This is a genomic window from Paraburkholderia sp. OAS925 (assembly GCF_040543975.1).
In the GTDB taxonomy this organism is placed as follows: domain Bacteria; phylum Pseudomonadota; class Gammaproteobacteria; order Burkholderiales; family Burkholderiaceae; genus Paraburkholderia; species Paraburkholderia graminis.
This window is the reverse complement of sequence record NZ_JBEUNO010000001.1, coordinates 1,777,877-1,798,413: the sequence shown is the minus strand read 5'-3', so window position 1 is coordinate 1,798,413 and position 20,537 is coordinate 1,777,877. Positions and strand designations below refer to the sequence as shown.

At 61.7% G+C, this 20,537-nt stretch carries 20 protein-coding genes and 1 pseudogene; 4 read left to right on the top strand and 17 right to left on the bottom strand.

Annotated features, from left to right (window positions below; genetic code table 11):
• Nucleotides 1-5: 5 nt before the first annotated feature.
• The 4 genes from ABIE53_RS07895 to ABIE53_RS07880 all read left to right on the top strand — a co-directional run bounded on the left by ABIE53_RS07895 (nucleotide 6) and on the right by ABIE53_RS07880 (nucleotide 4,063).
• Nucleotides 6-722 carry a histidine phosphatase family protein gene (locus ABIE53_RS07895; protein WP_006052878.1) on the top strand — a complete coding sequence of 239 codons (717 nt, stop codon included), beginning with the start codon at nucleotides 6-8 and terminating at the stop codon, nucleotides 720-722.
• A gap of 20 nt (nucleotides 723-742) precedes the next feature.
• The gene (locus ABIE53_RS07890; RefSeq protein ID WP_006052879.1) at nucleotides 743-1,849 is read left to right on the top strand and encodes a phosphotransferase; all 1,107 of its coding nucleotides are present in this window, start codon (nucleotides 743-745) and stop codon (nucleotides 1,847-1,849) included.
• A 94-nt stretch (nucleotides 1,850-1,943) separates the two neighbouring features.
• Nucleotides 1,944-3,203, top strand: coding sequence for an acyl-CoA dehydrogenase family protein (locus tag ABIE53_RS07885; protein WP_107710124.1), 1,260 nt, complete (start codon nucleotides 1,944-1,946; stop codon nucleotides 3,201-3,203).
• 158 nt (nucleotides 3,204-3,361) lie between these two features.
• The gene (locus ABIE53_RS07880; protein WP_107710126.1) at nucleotides 3,362-4,063 is read left to right on the top strand and encodes a glutathione binding-like protein; all 702 of its coding nucleotides are present in this window, start codon (nucleotides 3,362-3,364) and stop codon (nucleotides 4,061-4,063) included.
• Between the two features lie 127 nt (nucleotides 4,064-4,190).
• Here ABIE53_RS07880 and ABIE53_RS07875 read toward each other — a convergent pair whose 3' ends face one another.
• The 17 genes and pseudogenes from ABIE53_RS07875 to nuoG form a co-directional block, all read right to left on the bottom strand.
• Nucleotides 4,191-4,670, bottom strand: a complete 480-nt coding sequence (locus ABIE53_RS07875) for a MaoC family dehydratase (protein ID WP_053857821.1) — start codon at nucleotides 4,668-4,670, stop codon at nucleotides 4,191-4,193.
• The gene (locus ABIE53_RS07870; RefSeq protein WP_006052883.1) at nucleotides 4,667-5,125 is read right to left on the bottom strand and encodes a MaoC family dehydratase; all 459 of its coding nucleotides are present in this window, start codon (nucleotides 5,123-5,125) and stop codon (nucleotides 4,667-4,669) included. The genes ABIE53_RS07875 and ABIE53_RS07870 overlap by 4 nt, the downstream gene beginning before the upstream one ends.
• A gap of 36 nt (nucleotides 5,126-5,161) precedes the next feature.
• On the bottom strand, nucleotides 5,162-6,289 hold the full coding sequence (locus ABIE53_RS07865; RefSeq protein ID WP_107710128.1) for an acyl-CoA dehydrogenase family protein: 1,128 nt from the start codon (nucleotides 6,287-6,289) through the stop codon (nucleotides 5,162-5,164).
• 10 nt (nucleotides 6,290-6,299) lie between these two features.
• Nucleotides 6,300-7,496: an acyl-CoA dehydrogenase family protein gene (locus ABIE53_RS07860; protein WP_107710130.1), complete on the bottom strand. Its 1,197-nt coding sequence runs from the start codon at nucleotides 7,494-7,496 to the stop codon at nucleotides 6,300-6,302.
• 48 nt (nucleotides 7,497-7,544) lie between these two features.
• The gene (locus ABIE53_RS07855) at nucleotides 7,545-7,976 is read right to left on the bottom strand and encodes a DUF1178 family protein (protein WP_029969785.1); all 432 of its coding nucleotides are present in this window, start codon (nucleotides 7,974-7,976) and stop codon (nucleotides 7,545-7,547) included.
• A gap of 266 nt (nucleotides 7,977-8,242) precedes the next feature.
• Nucleotides 8,243-8,767, bottom strand: a complete 525-nt coding sequence (locus tag ABIE53_RS07850; protein WP_053857818.1) for a helix-turn-helix transcriptional regulator — start codon at nucleotides 8,765-8,767, stop codon at nucleotides 8,243-8,245.
• 38 nt (nucleotides 8,768-8,805) lie between these two features.
• Entirely contained in the window at nucleotides 8,806-9,063 is a 258-nt protein-coding gene (locus ABIE53_RS07845) for a hypothetical protein (protein WP_006052888.1), read from the bottom strand.
• Nucleotides 9,064-9,394: 331 nt separating this feature from the next.
• Nucleotides 9,395-9,980, bottom strand: a pseudogene (locus tag ABIE53_RS07840) (NUDIX domain-containing protein).
• A gap of 43 nt (nucleotides 9,981-10,023) precedes the next feature.
• Nucleotides 10,024-10,320, bottom strand: coding sequence for a DUF2818 family protein (locus ABIE53_RS07835; protein WP_006052890.1), 297 nt, complete (start codon nucleotides 10,318-10,320; stop codon nucleotides 10,024-10,026).
• Nucleotides 10,320-11,792, bottom strand: a complete 1,473-nt coding sequence (nuoN, locus tag ABIE53_RS07830; protein WP_006052891.1) for an NADH-quinone oxidoreductase subunit NuoN — start codon at nucleotides 11,790-11,792, stop codon at nucleotides 10,320-10,322. Before nuoN ends, ABIE53_RS07835 begins: the two co-directional genes overlap by 1 nt.
• 22 nt (nucleotides 11,793-11,814) lie before the next feature.
• Complete coding sequence (locus ABIE53_RS07825; protein WP_029969790.1) at nucleotides 11,815-13,305, bottom strand: NADH-quinone oxidoreductase subunit M; 1,491 nt, start codon at nucleotides 13,303-13,305, stop codon at nucleotides 11,815-11,817.
• Nucleotides 13,306-13,319: 14 nt separating this feature from the next.
• The gene (gene nuoL, locus ABIE53_RS07820) at nucleotides 13,320-15,398 is read right to left on the bottom strand and encodes an NADH-quinone oxidoreductase subunit L (RefSeq protein WP_029969791.1); all 2,079 of its coding nucleotides are present in this window, start codon (nucleotides 15,396-15,398) and stop codon (nucleotides 13,320-13,322) included.
• A 17-nt stretch (nucleotides 15,399-15,415) separates the two neighbouring features.
• A complete protein-coding gene (gene nuoK, locus ABIE53_RS07815; protein ID WP_006052894.1) occupies nucleotides 15,416-15,721 on the bottom strand; it encodes an NADH-quinone oxidoreductase subunit NuoK in 306 nt (101 codons plus the stop codon).
• Nucleotides 15,722-15,741: 20 nt separating this feature from the next.
• Complete coding sequence (locus ABIE53_RS07810) at nucleotides 15,742-16,428, bottom strand: NADH-quinone oxidoreductase subunit J (RefSeq protein ID WP_006052895.1); 687 nt, start codon at nucleotides 16,426-16,428, stop codon at nucleotides 15,742-15,744.
• 203 nt (nucleotides 16,429-16,631) lie between these two features.
• Nucleotides 16,632-17,120, bottom strand: coding sequence for an NADH-quinone oxidoreductase subunit NuoI (gene nuoI / locus ABIE53_RS07805; RefSeq protein ID WP_006052896.1), 489 nt, complete (start codon nucleotides 17,118-17,120; stop codon nucleotides 16,632-16,634).
• A 15-nt stretch (nucleotides 17,121-17,135) separates the two neighbouring features.
• Nucleotides 17,136-18,200 (bottom strand): NADH-quinone oxidoreductase subunit NuoH, encoded by a 1,065-nt coding sequence (gene nuoH / locus ABIE53_RS07800; protein ID WP_006052897.1) that lies wholly within the window; start codon nucleotides 18,198-18,200, stop codon nucleotides 17,136-17,138.
• Complete coding sequence (nuoG, locus tag ABIE53_RS07795) at nucleotides 18,201-20,534, bottom strand: NADH-quinone oxidoreductase subunit NuoG (RefSeq protein ID WP_107710132.1); 2,334 nt, start codon at nucleotides 20,532-20,534, stop codon at nucleotides 18,201-18,203.
• Between the last annotated feature and the right edge of the window lie 3 nt (nucleotides 20,535-20,537).

The following is a 20,537-nucleotide window of genomic DNA, read 5'->3' as shown; positions in this document are numbered from 1 at the left end:
GGATCATGGCCGCCTATCAGCTACCCAAGCGCCGCCGCATTTACCTGATGCGTCACGGCGACGTGACGTACTTCGACGACTCCGGCCGCACGATCGATCCTGAAACCGTGCCGTTGAACGCCAACGGCCGCGAACAGGCGAGCGCGGCGGGCCGCGTGTTCGCTGAGCAGCAGGTGCGCTTCGATCGCGTGATCGTCAGCGGCTTGCCGCGCACGATCGAAACCGCGCAGCGCGTGCTGGCCGAGACCGGTCAGCAGATCGAACTGGAGATCGAGCCGGCCTGGCAGGAGATTCGCGGCGGCAAGCTGCGGCAGATTCCGCTGCAAGACCTCGAAGCGGCGTTTCTCGGCGTGTTCGACGGTATCGTGCCGGAAAGCACGCGCTTTCTCGATGGCGAGACGATCGGCGAGTTGTTCGATCGCGTCGTGCCCGCGGTCGCCGCGTTGCGCGAAGACAGTTCGTGGGACACGGTGTTGCTGGTGCTGCACGGCGGCGTCAATCGCGCGATTCTGTCGCATGCGCTCACCGCGGGCGGCCGCACGTTCTTCGGGCATCTCGCGCAGGCCACCGGCTGCATCAATGCGCTCGACGTAGGCACCGCACCACGCGACTGGGTGCTGCGTGCAATCAACTATTCGCCGCCGTCGCCGCTGCATCGCGACATCCGCAATACGACGATGGAAATTCTCTACGCACAATTCATCCAATCCACGCGTAGCTGAAACCGAACCGGAGGAGACACATGGCGCAAGCGTCACACAGCGGCGAGCCGGAACAGCAAGCGGATTACTCGGCCTTCGAGGGCACGCGCCCCGTCAACGAGCGTCAGCGCTTTGACGGCGACGCGCTCGCCGCGTGGCTCGCGCAACACGTCGACGGTTTTTCGGGGCCGCTCACGGTCGAACAGTTCGCCGGCGGCCAGTCGAACCCAACGTTCAAACTGGTCACGCCCTCGCGGGCTTACGTGATGCGCGCGAAGCCTGGACCTGCGGCGAAATTGCTGCCGTCCGCGCATGCCGTCGAGCGCGAATATCGCGTGATGCATGCGCTTGCCGACACGGACGTGCCCGTCGCCCGCATGCTCGCGTTATGCGAGGACGAAAGCGTGATCGGCCGGGCCTTTTACGTGATGGAGTTCGTCGAAGGCCGCGTGTTATGGGATCAGTCGCTGCCGGGCATGAGCGCCGATGAACGAGCCGCAGTCTACGACGAGATGAATCGCGTGATCGCCGCTCTCCACAGTGTCGAGCCGGATAGCGTGGGTCTTTCGGACTACGGCAAGCCGGGCAACTACTTCGCGCGTCAGATCGGCCGCTGGAGCAAGCAGTATGTCGCGTCCGAAACCGAACCCATCGACGCGATGCAGCGTCTGATCGAATGGCTGCCGCAGCATATGCCGGCCGAGACGGGGCAACGCGCGTCGATCGTGCATGGCGATTATCGGCTCGATAACCTGATCTTCGATCGCAAGGAACCGAAAGTGCTTGCCGTGCTCGACTGGGAGTTGTCGACGCTCGGCGATCCGCTCGCGGACTTCGCCTATCACTGCATGGCGTGGCACGTCGATCCCGCGCAGTTTCGCGGCATCGCGGGTCTCGACTGGGCAGCGCTGGGCATTCCCGACGAGCAGCAGTACGTCGAGCGCTATTGCAAGCGTACCGGCTTCGAGATTCGCGGCGACTGGAATTTTTACCTCGCCTACAACATGTTCCGTATCGCCGCGATTTTGCAGGGAATCATGAAGCGTGTCGTCGATGGCACGGCGGCGAGTGCACAAGCTCTCGACGCAGGCCGCCGCGCGAGACCGATGGCCGAGCTCGCCTGGCGTTACGCGCAGAAAGTGCGCTGATGACCGGCGCGGGTGCCGCGCTTCATCACGCTTGCATGCTTGCACTTCAGGCAGCGCCCACATTGAATGTCGTCCGTTATCCGCGAGGTCATAGATGAATTTCGATTACACCCCGAAGGTTCAGGCGCTGCGCGAAAAGCTGCTCGCCTTTTTCGACGAGCACATTTATCCGAACGAGCACGCGTTCTACGCGGAGATCGCGCAAAACCGGCAAGACGGCAACGCGTGGCAGCCGACGCAACTGATCGAAGAACTCAAGCAGAAAGCGCGCGACGCGGGGCTCTGGAATCTGTTCCTGCCCGACTCCGTGCGTGGCGCCGGGCTCAGCAACCTCGAATACGCGCCGCTGTGCGAAATCATGGGCCGCGTGCCCTGGGCGCCCGAGGTGTTCAATTGCAATGCGCCCGACACCGGCAACATGGAAACCATCGAGCGCTACGGCAGCGAAGAGAACAAGCGCGAATGGCTCGAACCGCTTTTGCAAGGGCACATTCGTTCGGCATTTCTGATGACGGAGCCGGAAGTCGCTTCGTCGGATGCCACGAATATCCAGACCAGCATCGTGCGCGATGGCGACTATTACGTGATCAACGGGCACAAGTGGTGGTCTTCGGGCGCGGGCGATCCGCGTTGCAAGATCTACATCGTGATGGGCAAGACCGATCCCGATGCGCCGCGCCATCAACAGCAGTCAATGATCCTCGTTCCCGCCGACGCCACCGGCATCACGGTGCGCCGTCCGCTTTCCGTTTTCGGTTACGACGACGCGCCGCACGGCCACATGGAAATCACGCTCGAGAACGTGCGCGTGCCGGCGGCCAACATGCTGCTCGGCGAAGGCCGCGGCTTCGAGATCGCGCAAGGCCGCCTCGGACCCGGACGCATCCACCATTGCATGCGTCTCATCGGCCTTGCGGAGCGCGCGCTCGAATTGATGTGCAAACGGTCGCTGCAACGCGTCGCCTTCGGCAAGCCTGTGGCGATGCAAGGCGTGACGCAGGAGCGCATTGCAGAAGCGCGCTGCATGATCGAACAGGCGCGCCTGCTCACGCTCAAAACCGCGTACATGATGGACACGGTGGGCAACAAGAGCGCGCGCGGCGAAATTGCGATGATCAAGGTGGTCGCGCCTAACATGGCGTGTCAGGTGATCGATTGGGCGATCCAGGCGCACGGCGCCGGCGGCATCAGCGACGACTTCCCGCTCGCGTACGCTTATGCGTCGGCCCGAACGCTGCGTTTCGCCGACGGTCCCGATGAAGTGCATCGTAATGCGATCGCCAAGCTCGAACTCGCGCGTTATATGGAGCCGGGCGCGGCGGCTCGCGTCGAGACGCCGGTTACGCGCGTTTGATGTCTTGCCTGCGGGAAACGTTTTATGCTCCGCTGGCGGCGGCGTTTTGACCGCGCCGGTCTTGGGCTGTCGCCAGCAGCATCGTGCGATCTATGCTCTAATTTTCGCGAAGCGCGGCGCCCCGGTGGCGCCGCTGTCATAAACGAAAAGGAGCGAGGATGATCGACGTCTATAGCTGGGCGACCCCGAACGGCCACAAGGTCCATATCATGCTCGAGGAGACGGGCCTCGAGTACAACGTGCACGCAATCAACATCGGCGCCGGCGATCAGTTCAGCGCCGAATTTCTGGACATCAGCCCGAATAACAAGATTCCGGCCATTACGGATTCCGAAGGCCCACAAAGCGCGGACGGCAAACCGTTCGCGTTGTTCGAATCGGGCGCGATACTCATTTACCTCGCCGAGAAAACCGGCCGCTTTCTGCCGACCGATCCGGCTGCCCGTTATTCAGTGCTGCAATGGCTGATGTTCCAGATGGGCGGACTCGGTCCCATGCTCGGGCAGACGCACCACTTTCGCATCTACGCGCCCGAGCCGATCGAATACGCGGTCAACCGCTACACGAACGAAACGCGTCGCCTGTATGGCGTGATGGATAAGCAACTCGGCAAGACGCAATATCTCGCCGGGAACGACTATACGATTGCCGACATCGCATCGTTTCCGTGGACGCGTTCATGGCAGAACCAGGGCGTCGAACTCGACGCATTTCCGAACGTGAAGCGATGGCATGAAGAGATCGCCGCACGTCCGGCGGTTATGCGTGGTGTCGAAGTGCTCGCGTCCGCACGCAAACCGCTGATGGACGACAAGGCTAAAGAGGTGCTGTTCGGCGCGACGCAGTACGCGAAGCATTAGGGCGTAGGTGTTGCTGCGGCGTGTGCCTCGTGCCGTTCGCGTTGTGCGTTTTTCTTTCGCGCAAAGAAGCGCGAGGCGGCTCGCATGCCGCCCGCGCCGTGTGCTTTCGAAGCGGCCCGTCAAGCGCTCAGAAATAGTGGCGCGTGATGAACTCGGCGACGCACACCGGCCGGTCAGCGCCCTGCCGCTCCACGGCCACATTCCATATCACTTGCACGCCCGCATTGTCGACATCTTCGACCGACGCGACAGCGAACTGCGCGCGCAATTGGGAGCCCACCAATACCGGCGACGTGAACCGCACGCGGTTCAATCCATAGTTGACGGCCATGCGTTGCTCGAGCCGTACCGTTTTTTGCAGCAGCGCCGGAATCAGCGAAAGCGTCATGAAACCGTGCGCAATCGCACCGCCGAACGGCGACTCACGCCGCGCGCGTTCGGGGTCGACGTGAATCCACTGCTGGTCGCCGGTGGCCTCGGCGAAACGATCGACACTCGGCTGGTCGATCGTCACCCAGTCGCTGACAAGCGCCGCTCCGCCGACGAGCGCGCGCAGCGCCGCACTATCGCGGAACACGGCACCAGGCGACGCGCTCGGCGCAGTCATGATGAAGCGCCCGGATTGCGCAAGCCGAACAGGCCTTTGGAGCGCACCGTGATCACCGTCTCGCCATGCTGATTGATGCCCGCCCATTGCGTGGACACGATGCCGCGATCCGGCTTGCTCTCCGACACGCGCTTGTCGAGCACCGAGTTCGTCATGGTGATCGTGTCGCCGACGCGAACCGGCTTCAGCCAGCGTATTTCGTCGATGCCGGGCGAGCCCATCGACGTGGAGCCCGCCAGCGCGTTGCGCACCAGCATGCCCATCATGACCGAACAGGTGTGCCAGCCGCTCGCCACCAATCCGCGAAATGCGGACGCTTCGGCGGCGGCTTCGTCGACATGGAACGGTTGCGGGTCGAACTTCTGCGCGAACTCGACGATTTCCTCGCGCGTGAAAGTGTGCTTGCCGATTTCGGTCGTCGAGCCGACCGTCATGTCCTCGTAACTCAGACCCATCTCTTTATCTCCTGGCTGGCCGATTCGGTCGGCTAATCAAACTTCCGTGCTGATAAACGCAGGCAGCGCGGCAAACCGTGCGAGGTGATGATCGACATCGCCCAACGTGGTTTCAATGATAGCGAGACGTTTGAACAGATGCGCGGCGGCGACCTCGTTCGTCACGCCCATTCCGCCGTGCAACTGCACCGCCTGCTGGCCGACGAAACGCGCAGCCTGCCCCACGCGTACCTTGGCCGCGGAAATGGCGTGGCGGCGTTCGTCGACGTCTTCGCTCGAATAGCGCATGGCGGCAAGATAGGTGACCGAACGCGCCTGCTCGGCGTGAATCAGCATCTCGACCATGCGATGCTGCAATGCCTGAAAGCGCGCGATGGGTTGGCCGAACTGCTGGCGCGTCTTCGTGTAGTCGACGGTTGCGGCGTTCAATGCGTCGAGCGCGCCGAGCGCTTCCGCGCACAACAGCAGCGTGCCGTAGTCCGCGATGTGCTCGAGGGCCGCCGCGCCCGAGTGCGGGCCGCTCAAACGCCGTGCCGGCGTACCGTTGAATTGCAGTGTGGCGGCGCGTTGTCCGTCGATGGTGCGGTAGTCGGTGAGGGTCACGCCTGCCGCATCGCGCGCGACGACGAAAAGTGCGATCTCGCCATTGGCACGCGCGGGCACGATCCAGTGATGCGCCTGCGCGCCATGTATCACGACCGATTTCGTACCCGTAAGCGTGTGCTGTTCACCTTGTCCGCTCGCGGTGGTCGCGACGTCGAACAGATCGTAGCGCGCCCGCGGTTCGTGGAATGCGACCGCGAGCTTGATCTCGCCTTGGGCCGCACGCTCGAGCAGCGACACGTCTTCGCCCTGGCCCGTCCCGGCAAGCCGCAATGCCTCGATGCCAACCGCCGTCGCCCAATAAGGCTCGACCACCAAAGCGCGGCCGAGCTCCTGCATGACCACGAGCATATCGACGGGTCCGCCGTTGAAACCGCCTTGCGCTTCGGGCACCGGCAATGCGGTCAGGCCCAACTCGGTGAAAGCTGCCCAGTGAGCGTCCGAAACACCGGCATCCGAACGCACGATCGCCTGGCGCGCTTCGAAGCTATAGCTCTTGTCCAGATAGCGGCGCAGCGCGTCGGCGAATTGTTGCTGCTCGTCGTTGAAAGTGAAGTCCATGCGCCGCTCCTCAAAGTCCGAGAATCATCTGCGCGATGATGTTCTTTTGAATTTCATTCGAGCCGCCGTAAATCGACGTCTTGCGGAAGTTGAAGTAATACGCGGCCAGCGGCGCGGCATCGTCGTCTCCAGCAATGCTGTGCTCGCGTTCGCCCTCGAGGAACGGCGCGTCGAACGGAGCGGCGAGTGGCCCGACGGCTTCGACCATGAGTTCGGTCAACGCCTGCTGCACCTCCGTGCCCTTGATCTTCAGCATCGACGCTTCCGGTCCCGGTCCGCGTCCGCCTGCTTCGTTAGCGACCACGCGTTGCACGGTGACTTCGAGAGCCATCAGTTCGATCTCGAGATTCGCGACTTTTGCAGCGAATACCGGGTCATTCAAAAGGGGCTTGCCGTTCTTTTTCTGATCGAGCGCGAGGCGCTTCAGAAAAACCAGCTCGCGCTTAGACTGACCGACGCGCGCAATGCCGGTGCGCTCATGCCCGAGCAGATATTTTGCGTAAGTCCAACCGCGATTTTCCTCGCCGATCAGATTCTCGACCGGCACCTTCACGTCTTCAAAGAAAACTTCGTTGACCTCGTGGTCTTCGTCGAGCGTGATGATCGGCCGAACGGTAATGCCCGGTGTTTTCATGTCGATGACCAGGAACGAAATGCCCTCCTGCTTCTTCGCGCCGCTGTCGGTGCGTACGAGACAAAACATCATGTCCGCGTGCTGCCCCAACGTGGTCCAGGTTTTCTGCCCATTGACCACGTAATGATCGCCGACCCGTTCGGCACGCGTGCGCAGCGATGCGAGATCGGAACCGGAGTCCGGCTCTGAATAGCCCTGACACCACCAGTCAGTGCCGTCGAGAATGCGTGGCAAGTAGTAGCGTTTCTGCGCCTCGTTGCCGTACTTCATGAGAACCGGCGCGACCATCGACACACCGAATGGCAACACCGTCGGCGCGCCGACACGGGCGCACTCTTCGTCCCAGATATGGCGCTGCGTGGCATCCCAGCCGGGGCCGCCGTATTCTGTCGGCCACGCGACAACCGACCAGCCGCGCGTGCCCAGCAGCTTGTGCCAGTTGGCAAAGTCGTCGCGGTTCAAACGCTTGTGGTTGAGTACCTTCTCGCTGAGTTCGCGAGGCAGATTGGCTTCGAGCCAGGCGCGGATCTCGGCGCGGAACGCCTTCTCAGCGGGGGAATAGTCCAGATTCATGCGTAGTGTCTCCTGGCCGCCACCACCCGCCGCCAGAGAGCCACTGCGCTATTGCAGAGGTTCCTTTAAGGCAGCCGGGACCGGCAGCGGCATCACTTCGATGCCTTCTTCGACCAAAGCTCGCGCGTCTTCCGGCGTTGTGACACCGCGAATATTGCGGGCGGGCGCTTCGTTGTAGTGAATGCGCCGCGCTTCCTCGGCGAAGCGGTCGCCCACGTTCTCGGTCTTCTCCAGTACCTCGCGCAATGCGCGCATGACACGCGCCTGCAATTCACCTGCGGCCGCGGGCGCTTTCGCTTTCGCCTCTACCCCATGAGAGAGATTCAGGCGCGGAGCCGACGGCAAACGGCTCACTTCTTTCGCTCCGCAAATCGGACATTCGACCAGCTTGCGGGACTGCTGCGATTCGAAGTCATCAGCCGAAGCAAACCATCCTTCGAACCGATGGCCGTGCGGACACTGTAAATCGAGGACCTTCATATGGAATCAGGGCTTGCGTGCCAGTTTAGCGCAAAACGAAAATTTGTGAACGGTCGTTCGTAAAAACTTCACGCGCAACGCGCGACGAGTTGGGCGCTGCCGGAAGATGAGGCGCGGTGGGCGATTTTAACGCTTTGCGCAGACCCCTGCCGAAGGCTGTATGACTCCGCGCAATGCGGCGTGCGTGCGTGAGCCAACGCCCAGCGCTTCGCCCCCAACGACGTATCAGCCTCACGCGTGCGAACCCCTCCGTTCACGATTGACGCTCACGCCACCAGGCATTCCAGCCGACGATTGAAGCGCGGTTCAAGCTCCCGCGCCTCTTTGGCAAGGTTGACCTGTTTAGCCGTTTTGGCGACGTCGAAAACGTCGGCCTTGATGTCGTAGCCACCGCGCGCGTTCAGCCAGTCCAGCACGTCCGACAGATGCCAGACTGACGCGCTTCCCTCGTGCACCGGCGGGGGAAATTCGACCGCATGGCTCAACATGAGCTTGCGCATGTTTTGCCGCGATACGCCGGCAATTTCGGCGACGTCGGTCAACCCGACGAAGTCGGGCCCGGCTTCGACAAGCCGTGCCGACGGCACCGCCTTTTTGACGTCTCCGAGCGCGCTGACCAGTGCCTCGACCGCCGACGGTGCTTCGCGCGAAAAGACGAGCGCCAGTCGCCCCGCTTGCCCCACGCCGACCGTGGCGTCGTCGCAGCCTGCGTCGCCCAGGCGTTCGACAATCGCGTCAAGATCACTGTCTTGCGCGGCAAGCTTATACTTCAACGTGAACGTATATTCCATTTGCTACTCCTGCTTTATTCGGCCACAACGTTGCCTACTCAATGCTTTTGCGAACGATGCGCCGTGCAATTGTCGACCACACGCCGCAAATGTCTGGCGTGGTTATCAGCATTCTTCGGCGTACTCCATACGCTTGAAATGCAGAATTCTCCGCAACGGCACTCCGCATCTTTGTAAGGGCAATACATTTTTCCCCAGGCGTGGCCCTTGCCTCCGCTCTGTATGCGCCACCCGCGCCGCTCGGCATAAGCCAGCGCAGCCTCGATCTCTTTTTTAGCGTGGACTCCACGAACCATCCTGTCCTCCAATTTAATACTCGCGAATCGGGTTGTCAAGTGACAACCAGATTTTAATCGCGGAGCTCAACCGCCTCACATGCTTCGTTATCCCGATTAATGCAGCAGTGAAGACGTTTGCCGGCCTTCCATACTAAAGTTGCCGCCGCGATCACGCGAGACTGCCGGATGGCATAGGACAAAGGCGCTCATATTCAGACACCGCACGCCGCGGTAAAGACAGAAGCCTTATCGCGCTTCAGAGTGACGAAGCCCCTGCCGGTCGACGACCGGCAGGGGCTTCCTGGATGCGGCGCAAGCGTCGCCTGCGCGTTGGGAGACTCTGAAAAAACTACTGCGGCTGCGCCATCGGCCAGACGCCCGGACAGCACTTTCTCCAGCCAGAACGTGCCGATGATCGTTTTCACGTCAGTGATCTTGCCGGTCCGCACCCACTCGGACACTTCGGGAACCGTAGCAGTAAACATCTCGAGGAACTCGCCGTCGTCGAGCTTGCGCTCGCCCGCAGTCAAGCCGCGCGCGAGGTAGATGTCGATGAACTCGGTCGAGTAGGAAATGATCGGGTGAACACGCGTCAGGTACACATACTCGCGCGCCGTGTAGCCCGTCTCCTCGCGCAATTCGCGAATGGCGCAAGCGAGCGCGCCTTCGTTCGGATCGAGCTTGCCGGCCGGATACTCGACCATGACCTTGCCCATCGGATAGCGATACTGGCTTTCCAGCAGCACACGGCCGTCGTCGAACAGCGGAATCACCATCACGGCGCCGGGGTGCTCCACATACTCACGGGTAGCATGCTTGCCGTCGGGCAGGCGCACGGTGTCGCACTTGAGCGTCAGGAACGGCCCCTGGTGGACCGTCTTACTGTCGACACAGGTCTCGGTAAGGACGGCGTCGTGGTCGGGAAGTTCAGCCATATGCGGACCTCGGGACAGCTTGGTGCGCGACGGCGAGACGCCGTCAGCGGCGTTTGACGAGATACTGGAAAGTGAAGCCGGGGAAGGCGAACACGACGAACAGCGCGAACGTGATCGCGTAGAACTGCCAACCCTGTTCGAAGCGGTTGCCGGCGCGCGCTTCGAGCAGAAAGCCCAGCGCGCCGACCACGAAGTACAGCACGATCAGCTCGGCAATCCGGACCCATGCGCTTTTCTTCGCCGCCTTCAACGGGACGGCAGCGAAGAGCCGCTGATTCAGGAACGGCAGATTGGCGCCCACCAGCGCCAACAGCACGATAAACCAGCCCGCTGCCGACATCAGAACGACAGCGTGTGCTGGATAGCCTGCAGGCAAGCTTTCAACAGCGGATCGGGCACGATGCCCAGCACCAGCACGGCCACGCCATTGAGCGCGAGCAACGCGCGCGTGCCCGTGTCCGCGACGATCGCCGACTTGTCTTGCGGCTCATCGAAGTACATGAGCTTCACGATACGCAGGTAGTAGAACGCGCCGAACAGCGACGTGATCACCGCGAGCACCGTGAGCCAGGTCAGGCCGGCGTTCATCGTGGCCTGCAGCACCGCGAGCTTCGCGTAGAAACCGACCGCAGGCGGAATGCCGGCGAGCGAGAACATCATCACCATCATGACGAACGCGAACACCGGGCTCCGTTGGTTCAGCCCCTTGAAGTCGTCGAGCGTATCCGCTTCGAATTCGCGGCGTGCGAGCAGCATGATGACGCCGAAGGTGCCCATCGTCGTGATCAGATAGACGATGCTGTAGTACATCGCCGAGCCATAGGCGCTCGCAGCACCGGTGGTCTTGTGATCGACCACGCCGGCCAGCAGGCCGAGCAGCACGAAGCCCATGTTCGAGATCGCCGAGTACGCGAGCATCCGCTTGACGTTGCGCTGCACGATACCCGTGATGTTGCCGACGATAAGCGACAGCGCCGCGAGAATCACCAGCATTTGCTGCCATTCGACAGCGAGCGGCAGCAGACCCATCACCAGGAAGCGCAGGCCCCATGCGAATGCCGCCACCTTCGGACCACCGCCGACCAGCAGCGTCATCGCCGTCGGCGCGCCCTGATAGACGTCGGGCACCCACATGTGGAACGGCACGGCGCCCATCTTGAACGCCACACCGGCGACGATGAAGATAACGCCGAACAGCAGCACGCTCGGATCGTAGTGGCTCTGACCGATCGCCTTGAACACTTCGTTCAGATCGAGCGAGCCGGTCGCGCCGTACAGCATCGAGATGCCGTACAGCAGGAAGCCCGAAGCCAGCGCGCCGAGCACGTAGTACTTCATGGCCGCTTCGTTCGACGGCGCGGCTTCCCGACGCAGTGCGATCACGCCATAGAGCGACAGCGACATCAGTTCCAGACCGAGATACAGCGTCAGGAAGTTGTTGCCGGAGATCATCACGAGCTGACCGAGCAGCGAGAACATGCCGAGCAGGAAGAACTCGCCGCGATACAGCCCGCGATCTTCGAGGTAGCGGCGCGAATACACGATCGTGACCGCGTAGCCGAGTGTCACCACCGCTTTCATCAGGCTCGCGAACGAGTCGACGACGTACATGCGGCTGAAGAAGTAATGCACCGACGGGTCGAACGCATTGACCGCGAACCAGATGCCGGCGACGAGCGACGACAGGAACGCGATGAAATACGTGGTACGGCGACCGGCCTGGCCGACGAACGTGTCGTTGAGCCACGCGACGACAACGGCGAGCATCACCAGTGCGTCGGGCAACAGAGCAGTCATAGGGGCGTTTTGCATGGTCTTTAATTCCTCCTCTGCGTTACTGAGACAACGGCAGCTTCGACTGCGCAACGTGGGAGAGGAGGTTTTCCACGGATACGTGCATCACATCGGTAAAGGGCTTCGGATACAGGCCCATGAAGAGCGTCAGTGCGGCGAGCACTGCCAGCATGAAAAACTCGCGGCGGTTGATGTCGAGCAGGCCCTTCACGTGGTCGTTGGCGACCGCGCCGAAGTAGACGCGCTTGTACATCCACAGCGTGTAGGCCGCGCCGAGAATCAGCGTCACGGCGGCGCCGCCGGCGATCCAGAAGTTGTACTGGACGGCGGCCAGAATCACCATGAATTCGCCGACAAAACCCGAGGTGCCCGGCAAGCCGCAATTGGCCATCGAGAACAGCATCACGAACGCCGCGAATTTCGGCATGACGTTGACAACGCCGCCGTAGTCCGCGATCTGACGCGAGTGCATGCGGTCGTACAGCACGCCGATGCTAAGGAACATCGCGCCCGACACGAAGCCGTGCGAGATCATCTGAACGATCGCGCCTTCCACGCCGAGCTGATTGAAGATAAAGAAGCCGAGCGTGACGAAGCCCATGTGCGCGATCGACGAATACGCGACCAGCTTCTTCATGTCCGCCTGCACCATCGCGACGAGGCCGATGTAGATCACGGCGATCAGCGACAGCGTAATGACGACCGGCGCGAGGAAGTGGCTTGCGTCCGGTGCGATCGGCAGCGAGAAGCGCAGGAAACCGTATGCGCCGAGCTTCAGCATGATCGCGGCCAGCACGACGGAGCCGCCGGTCGGCGCTTCCACGTGGGCGTCAGGCAACCACGTGTGCACCGGCCACATCGGCACCTTCACGGCGAACGCCATGAAGAACGCTATGAACAGCAACACCTGCGGCGTCATCGCGATCTGCGCATGCTGCCAGGTGGCGAGATCGAACGTGCCGGTCTGGACGTACAGATAGAGCAACGCGACCAGCATCAGGAGCGAGCCCATCAGCGTGTACAGGAAGAACTTGAACGCCGCGTACACGCGGTTCGCCCCGCCCCACACGCCGATGATGATGTACATCGGAATCAGCGTCGCTTCGAAGAACACATAGAACAGCATGCCGTCGGCCGCGCTGAACACGCCGACCATGATGCCCGACAGGATCAGGAACGAGGCCAGATACTGGCCCACGTTCTTCGTGATGACTTCCCATCCGGCGATCACCACGATCACCGTGATCAATGCGGTCAACACGACGAACCACATCGAGATGCCGTCGACACCGAGGTGATACGTAATGTTGAATCGTTCGATCCAGTTGGCCTGTTCGACGAACTGAAGATCGGCGCTGCTCGAATCAAAACCGGTGATCAGCGGAATCGTGACGATGAAGCTGACGATCGAGCCAATCAGTGCGACCCAGCGCGCGGGGCCGGGGTTACGGTCGGAGCCGATGGCCAGAACCAGCAGGCCGCAAAGGATCGGCAACCAGATGGCGAGACTGAGAATCGGATAAGCGTGCATTAGTGTCCCTCGCCTTATTTGCCGCCGAGCGTTACAAACAGGGTCAGGAGCCCCAACATGCCGATAATCATGGCGAACGCGTAGTGGTAGATGTAGCCGGATTGGAGGAAGCGGATCACGCCGGCGAACCAGCCGATAAAGCGTGCGCTGCCGTTGACGATGCCGTCGATCACGACGACGTCGCCCTCCTTCCAGAGACCACGGCCAATCGCCACGGCGCCCCGCGCAAACACGACTTCGTTGATCTTGTCCATGTAGTACTTGTTATCGAGCAGCGTGTAGATCGGCCCGAACGCGCGCTTGATGGTAGCCGGCAGTTCAGGACGAACCAGATACAGGAACCACGCGACGAGCACACCCGCGAGCGCGAGCCACACCGGCAGGCCCGCGACCGAGTGCAGGCCCATTGCCGCCCAGCCGTGGAACTCTTCGGCCATCTCATGCAGCGCCGGATGGTTTTCGCCGATGAAGATCACCTTCTCGAACGCCACGCCGTGCTGGAAGAAGTCGCCGAACAGCATCGGGCCGACCGCGATCGCGCCGATCACGACAGACGGAATCGCCAGCAGCACCAGCGGCAGCCACACGACCCACGGCGTTTCATGCGGTTCGTGCGCGTGACCGTGATCGTCGTGACCATGCGCGTCGTGACCATGTGCGTCATGGCCGTTGCCATGACCGTGGGCCGCGGCTTCGGCGCCCATCGGTGAATCCGGATGCTTCGGATCGCGGAAGCGCTCCTTGCCGTGGAACACCATGAAATACATACGGAACGAATACAGCGCGGTGACGAACACGCTTGCCACCACGGCGAAATAGGCAAAGCCCGAACCCGGCAGATGCGACAGCTTCACTGCGTCGATGATCGAATCTTTCGAGTAGAAGCCCGAGAAGAACGGCGTGCCGATCAGCGCCAGCGAACCGATCAGCGACGTGATCCACGTGATCGGCATGTATTTGCGCAGGCCGCCCATGTTGCGCATGTCCTGATCGTGGTGCATGCCGATGATCACGGAACCCGCACCGAGGAACAGCAGCGCCTTGAAGAACGCGTGCGTCATCAGGTGGAACACGCCGACCGGATAAGCCGACACGCCGAGCGCGACCGTCATGTAGCCGAGCTGCGAGAGCGTGGAGTAAGCCACCACGCGCTTGATGTCGTTCTGGACAATCCCGAGGAAGCCCATGAACAGCGCGGTAATGGCGCCGATCACCGTGACGAACGACAGCGCACTATCCGACAGTTCGAACAGCGGCGACATGCGCGTGACCATGAAGATACCGGCCGTCACCATGGTTGCCGCGTGAATCAGCGCGGAAATCGGCGTCGGGCCTTCCATCGAATCCGGCAGCCATACGTGCAGCGGAAACTGCGCCGACTTACCCATTGCGCCGATGAAAAGGCAGATACACGCCACCGTCAGCAGGCCCCAATCGGTACCCGGAAAGCTCAATGCGGCCAGTTCAGTGCGCTTGGCAAACACGTCGCCGTAGTTCATCGAACCGGCAAACGCGAACAGCAGGCCGATACCCAGCAGAAAGCCGAAGTCGCCGACGCGGTTCACGATGAACGCCTTCATGTTCGCGTAGATCGCCGACTCGCGCGTGTAGTAGAAACCGATCAGCAGGTACGACACGAGACCCACTGCTTCCCAGCCGAAGAACAGCTGCAGGAAGTTGTTGCTCATCACGAGCATCAACATCGAAAACGTGAAGAGCGAGATGTACGAGAAGAAGCGCTGGTAGCCGTCGTCGTCGGCCATGTAGCCGATCGTATAGATGTGCACCATCAGCGACACGAAGGTCACGACGCACATCATCATGGCCGTGAGCGAATCGACGAGGAAGCCGACTTCGAACTTGGTCTTGCCGATGGACATCCATTCGTAGACGGTGGCGTTGAAGCTCGCGCCGTCCAGCACCTGGAAGAACACCATCATCGACAGAACGAACGAGATGGCAACGCCGAGGATCGTGACCGAGTGCGCACCCGCGCGCCCTACCGCCTTCCCGAACAGCCCCGCGATCAGGCAACCGGCCAGCGGTGCCAGCGGAATCGCCAGCAGCAGGTTTTCATTGAGTATCGTGGACATAACCGCTTTTCCTGAGATTAACCTTTGAGCTGATCGAGATCTTCGACATTGATCGTGTCGAGGCTACGGAACAGGGTCACCAGAATTGCGAGGCCGATCGCTGCTTCCGCTGCCGCTACGGTCAGCACGAAGAACACGAAAATCTGGCCATGCACGTCGCCGAGATAATGCGAGAAGGCGACGAAATTGGTATTCACCGCGAGCAGCATCAGTTCGATCGCCATCAGGATGATGATGACGTTGCGACGGTTCAGGAAAATACCGACGATGCTGATCGCAAACAGAATCGCGCCGAGCACGAGGTAATGGGCAAGGGTCAACATGATTTCTATCTCCTGTCCGCTCAGCTGTTCTTCGCAGACGCCGATTCGGCTGCTGCGGCCGCCGCTGCGGCTTCTTCCGCCGCGACGGTCGCCGGGCTCTTTTCCGACGGCATCTTCACGACGCGCACGCGATCCTGCGCACGCACCTTGACCTGGTCGCTGATCTTCTGGCGCTTGCTGTCCTTCTTGTGGCTCGTGGTCAGCGCGATAGCCGCGATGATCGCCACCAGCAGCACGAGGCCGGCCACTTCGAACGCGAAGATGTAGTCGGTGTAAATCACTTTGCCGATCAGGCGGGTGTTCGACCAGTCGCCCATGCCGCCCGCCGCGGCGGTCGTGTCGGGCACCACCGTGCTCGTCGCACCGTAGCCGTGCCACAGGATCAGCGCGGTTTCGAGCACGATGATCGCGCCCACCACCGTGGCCATCGGCACAAAGCGCCTGAAGTCCTTGCGCAGCACGTCGAGGTTGATGTCCAGCATCATCACGACGAACAGGAACAGCACCATCACCGCGCCCACATAGACCAGCACCAGCAGGATGGCGAGGAACTCGGCCTGCAGCAGCATCCAGATAGCCGCTGCGTTGAAGAACGCCAGCACGAGAAACAGTGCGGACGACACCGGGTTGCGCGAGGTGATCACCTTCAGCCCTGAAACCACCAGGAGCAGCGCGAAGATGTAGAACAGTACGGTCGTGAATTCCATGATTACCGGTTCATCGTTAGGCCATCGTCAGGCATTTTCTTTGGCACGGGCGTCCGGCCACAGCGTGACAACCGCCGGAACAGACGCACGCGTGCGCCGTGCCGCGGCTTGCATACCGCGGCGCTCGGCCCGACAACAGGCCGTATTACTGCTGCATTGACTTGATGCGCTACTGCCGCACCTACTGCTTGTACTTGGACGCTTTAACGATACGGTGCGTCGGCAGCCTTGTTCGCGGCGATCTCCGCTTCGTAACGATCGCCCACGGCCAGCAGCATGTCCTTCGTGAAGTACAGATCGCCGCGCTTTTCGCCGTGATATTCGAGAATGTGCGTCTCGACAATCGAATCGACCGGGCAGCTTTCTTCGCAGAAACCGCAGAAGATGCACTTGGTCAGGTCGATGTCGTAACGCGTGGTGCGGCGCGTGTTGTCTTCGCGCGTTTCCGACTCGATCGTGATGGCGAGCGCCGGGCACACCGCTTCGCACAGCTTGCACGCGATACAGCGCTCTTCGCCATTCTCATAACGTCGCAGCGCATGCAGTCCGCGAAAACGCGGCGAAATGGGCGTCTTCTCTTCCGGGAACTGCACGGTCACCTTGCGCTGGAACGTATAACGTCCGGTCAACGCGAGGCCCTTGATGAGTTCCGTCAAAAAGAAGGTCTTGAAAAAATTTTGGATTGCGGTCATGAGTTCATCCGCCCTTTATTTCCAGATATTCCACGGCGACATGATCCAGAAGCCGACCACCACCAGCCACACCACGCACACCGGAATGAAAATCTTCCAGCCGAGACGCATGATCTGGTCATAGCGGTAGCGCGGGAACGTGGCACGCGCCCAGATGAACACCGACAGCAGCAGGAAAACCTTGAGGACGAGCCAGAAGATGCCGGGGATAAACGACAGGAAGCCGAACGGAGCACTCCAGCCGCCGAGAAACAGCGTCGACGCCAGCGCCGAGATCACGATCATGTTGATGTACTCGGCGAGGAAGAACAGCGCGAACGCCATACCCGAGTAATCGATCATGTGACCCGCGACGATTTCCGATTCGCCTTCCACCACGTCGAACGGATGGCGGTTCGTTTCCGCGATGCCCGAGATGAAGTACACGACGAACATCGGCAACAGCGGCAGCCAGTTCCACGACAGGAAGTTCAGGCCGTGTGCGGCGAAGAAGCCGCGTTCCTGCGAACCGACGATGTCCGACAGATTCAGCGTGCCCGCCGTCATCAGCACGACGACCAGCGCGAAGCCCATCGAAATTTCGTACGACACCATTTGCGCCGCGGCCCGCATCGCGCCGAGGAACGCGTACTTCGAGTTCGACGCCCAGCCGGCCAGAATCACGCCGTACACGCCGATCGACGAAATCGCGATCGCATACAGCAGACCCGCGTTGATGTCGCCGAGCACCGCGCCCGCCTGGAACGGAATCACCGCCCAGACCGCGAAAGCCGGCACCACCACCATGATCGGCGCGATCATGTAGATCCAGCGGCTTGCCTGGGTCGGCTGAATCACTTCTTTCAGCAACAGCTTCAGCACGTCGGCGATAGGCTGCAAAAGACCTGCGGGGCCGACGCGGTTCGGGCCGAGACGCACGTGCATCCAGCCGATCAGCTTACGCTCCCACAGAATCAGGTAAGCCACGCACAGCAGGATCACGACGGCCACCACCAGGATGCGCACCAGTGCCCACACCGTGGGCCATGCCACACCGAGAAGCTGGGTGCCGCCCGAGTTGATCGTATCGAACAAGCTCATTTACGCCTTCTCCACCACCAGTTCACCGAACAGGCTGCCCAGCGCTGCACCGGCAGGCGTGGCCGCCGATACGCGGACGACCGTCTCCGCAAGATTCGCGTCGCGCACGGCCGGCAACTGCACCGATTGCTCGCCCTGGCGCACGCGCACCGCGTCGCCTTCCTTCAAACCCAGTTTGTCGAACAGCGCGGCCGGCAGGCCGACGTTGTTCGCGGCACGCGCGGCTGCGGTCAGATGCAGCGATTCCGCGCGACGAACCAGCGCGTCGGCATGGTAGATCGGCACGTCGGCGATGCGCTCGAACTTGCCTTCCGCTGCCTTCGCCGTCTTGCCGCGAGCAACCGTTACGCCCGTGCGGTTCGACAGGCGCGATTGCAGTTCGCCGTCGCCGAGCGCCGCGTTGCGCACTTCTTCCGCCGTGTCGTACTCGAAGCCGGGCGCGCCCAGCAGGCTGCCCAGCACGCGCAACACCTTCCATGCGGGGCGCGTCTCGCCAAGCGGACGCACGACGCCGTTAAACGTCTGCACCGTGCCTTCCGCGTTGACGAACGTACCGGCCGTTTCAGTGAACGGCGCGATCGGCAGCAGCACGTCCGCGTATTCGGCGCCCGTCTGGAACGGCGACATCACGACGACCATCTCAGCCTGGTTCAACGCAGCCAAAGCCTGCGCCGGATTGGCCGTGTCGAACTCCGGTTCGAAGTTCATCAGCACATAACCCTTGCGCGGTTGTTCGAAGACTTCGCGAGCGTTCAGGCCGCCTTCGCCCGGCAATGCGTTCACCAGATGCGCGCCGACCGTGTTCGCGCCTTCCGTCAGGAAGCCGAGCGTTGCGCCGGTTGCGTCTGCGATCCACTGAGCCGCTGCATGAATGACCGCGAAATCCGGATGACGCACCGCGCCGTTGCCGAGCAGCACCAGGCGACGCTCGCCCGTAGCCAGCGACCTGGCGACTTCCTTGTCGGCGTCCGACGCTTGTGCGCCAGAGAACGCTTCCGGCAGCGCCGTGCCGTTCGCTTGCGAGACCGCCGACGCGATGCCGGCGAGTGCCTCGAGCCATGCCGACGGCGCCGCAGCGATACGCCGCGCTTGCGGGATCAGCGCGTCGTCGCCGGTGGCTTGCACCAGCGTGAGCTTCGCGCCGCCCTTGGCCGCCTGACGCAGACGCGCGGCGAACAGCGGATGATCGCGGCGCAGATCGGAACCGATCACGAGCGCCGAGTCGATATTCGACAGGTCCGCAATAGCAGTGCCGAGCCACGGCGTGCCGTTGACCGGCGCCGAGAAGTCCGACTGACGCAGACGGAAGTCGACGTTAGGCGTGCCGACCGCTTGCGCCAGTTGCTTCAGCAGGAACAGTTCTTCGACCGTGCTGTGCGCGCTGCCAAGCGCGGCCAGCGCGTTTGCGCCGTGGTCGCCCTTGATGCCCTTCAGACCTTTGACCACGTAGTCGAGCGCGGTCTGCCAGTCGGTCTCGACCCACTTGCCGCCCTGCTTCAGCATGGGCTGCGTCAGACGTTCGGGGCTGTTCAGGCCTTCGTACGAGAAGCGGTCCTTGTCCGAAATCCAGCATTCGTTGATTGCTTCGTTTTCGAACGGCAGAACCCGCATCACGCGGTTGTTCTTCACCTGCACGACGAGATTGGCGCCGACGGAATCGTGCGGGCTTACCGACTTGCGGCGCGACAGTTCCCACGTACGCGCGCTGTAGCGGAACGGCTTGCTGGTCAGCGCGCCGACCGGGCACAGGTCGATCATGTTGCCCGACAGTTCGGAGTCGACCGTCTTGCCGACGAACGACGTGATTTCCGAATGCTCGCCGCGGCCCAGCATGCCCAGTTCCATCACGCCGGCCACTTCCTGGCCGAAGCGCACACAGCGCGTGCAGTGGATGCAACGGGACATCTCTTCCATCGAGATCAGCGGGCCGACGTTCTTGTGGAACACGACGCGCTTTTCTTCGCTATAACGCGACGACGACTTGCCGTAGCCCACCGCCAGATCCTGCAACTGACACTCGCCGCCCTGATCGCAAATCGGGCAATCCAGCGGGTGGTTGATCAGCAGGAATTCCATCACGGATTGCTGGCCCTTCACCGCCTTTTCGGACCTCGTGCGCACGATCATGCCGGCCGACACGGGCGTCGCGCATGCGGGCACGGCCTTCGGCATCTTTTCGACATCGACGAGACACATCCGGCAGTTGGCCGCAATCGACAGCTTCTTGTGATAGCAGAAGTGAGGAATGTACGTGTCGACCTTATGCGCAGCCTGGATCACCATGCTGCCTTCGGGCACTTCTACTTTCTTGCCGTCTATTTCAAGTTCAACCATGAT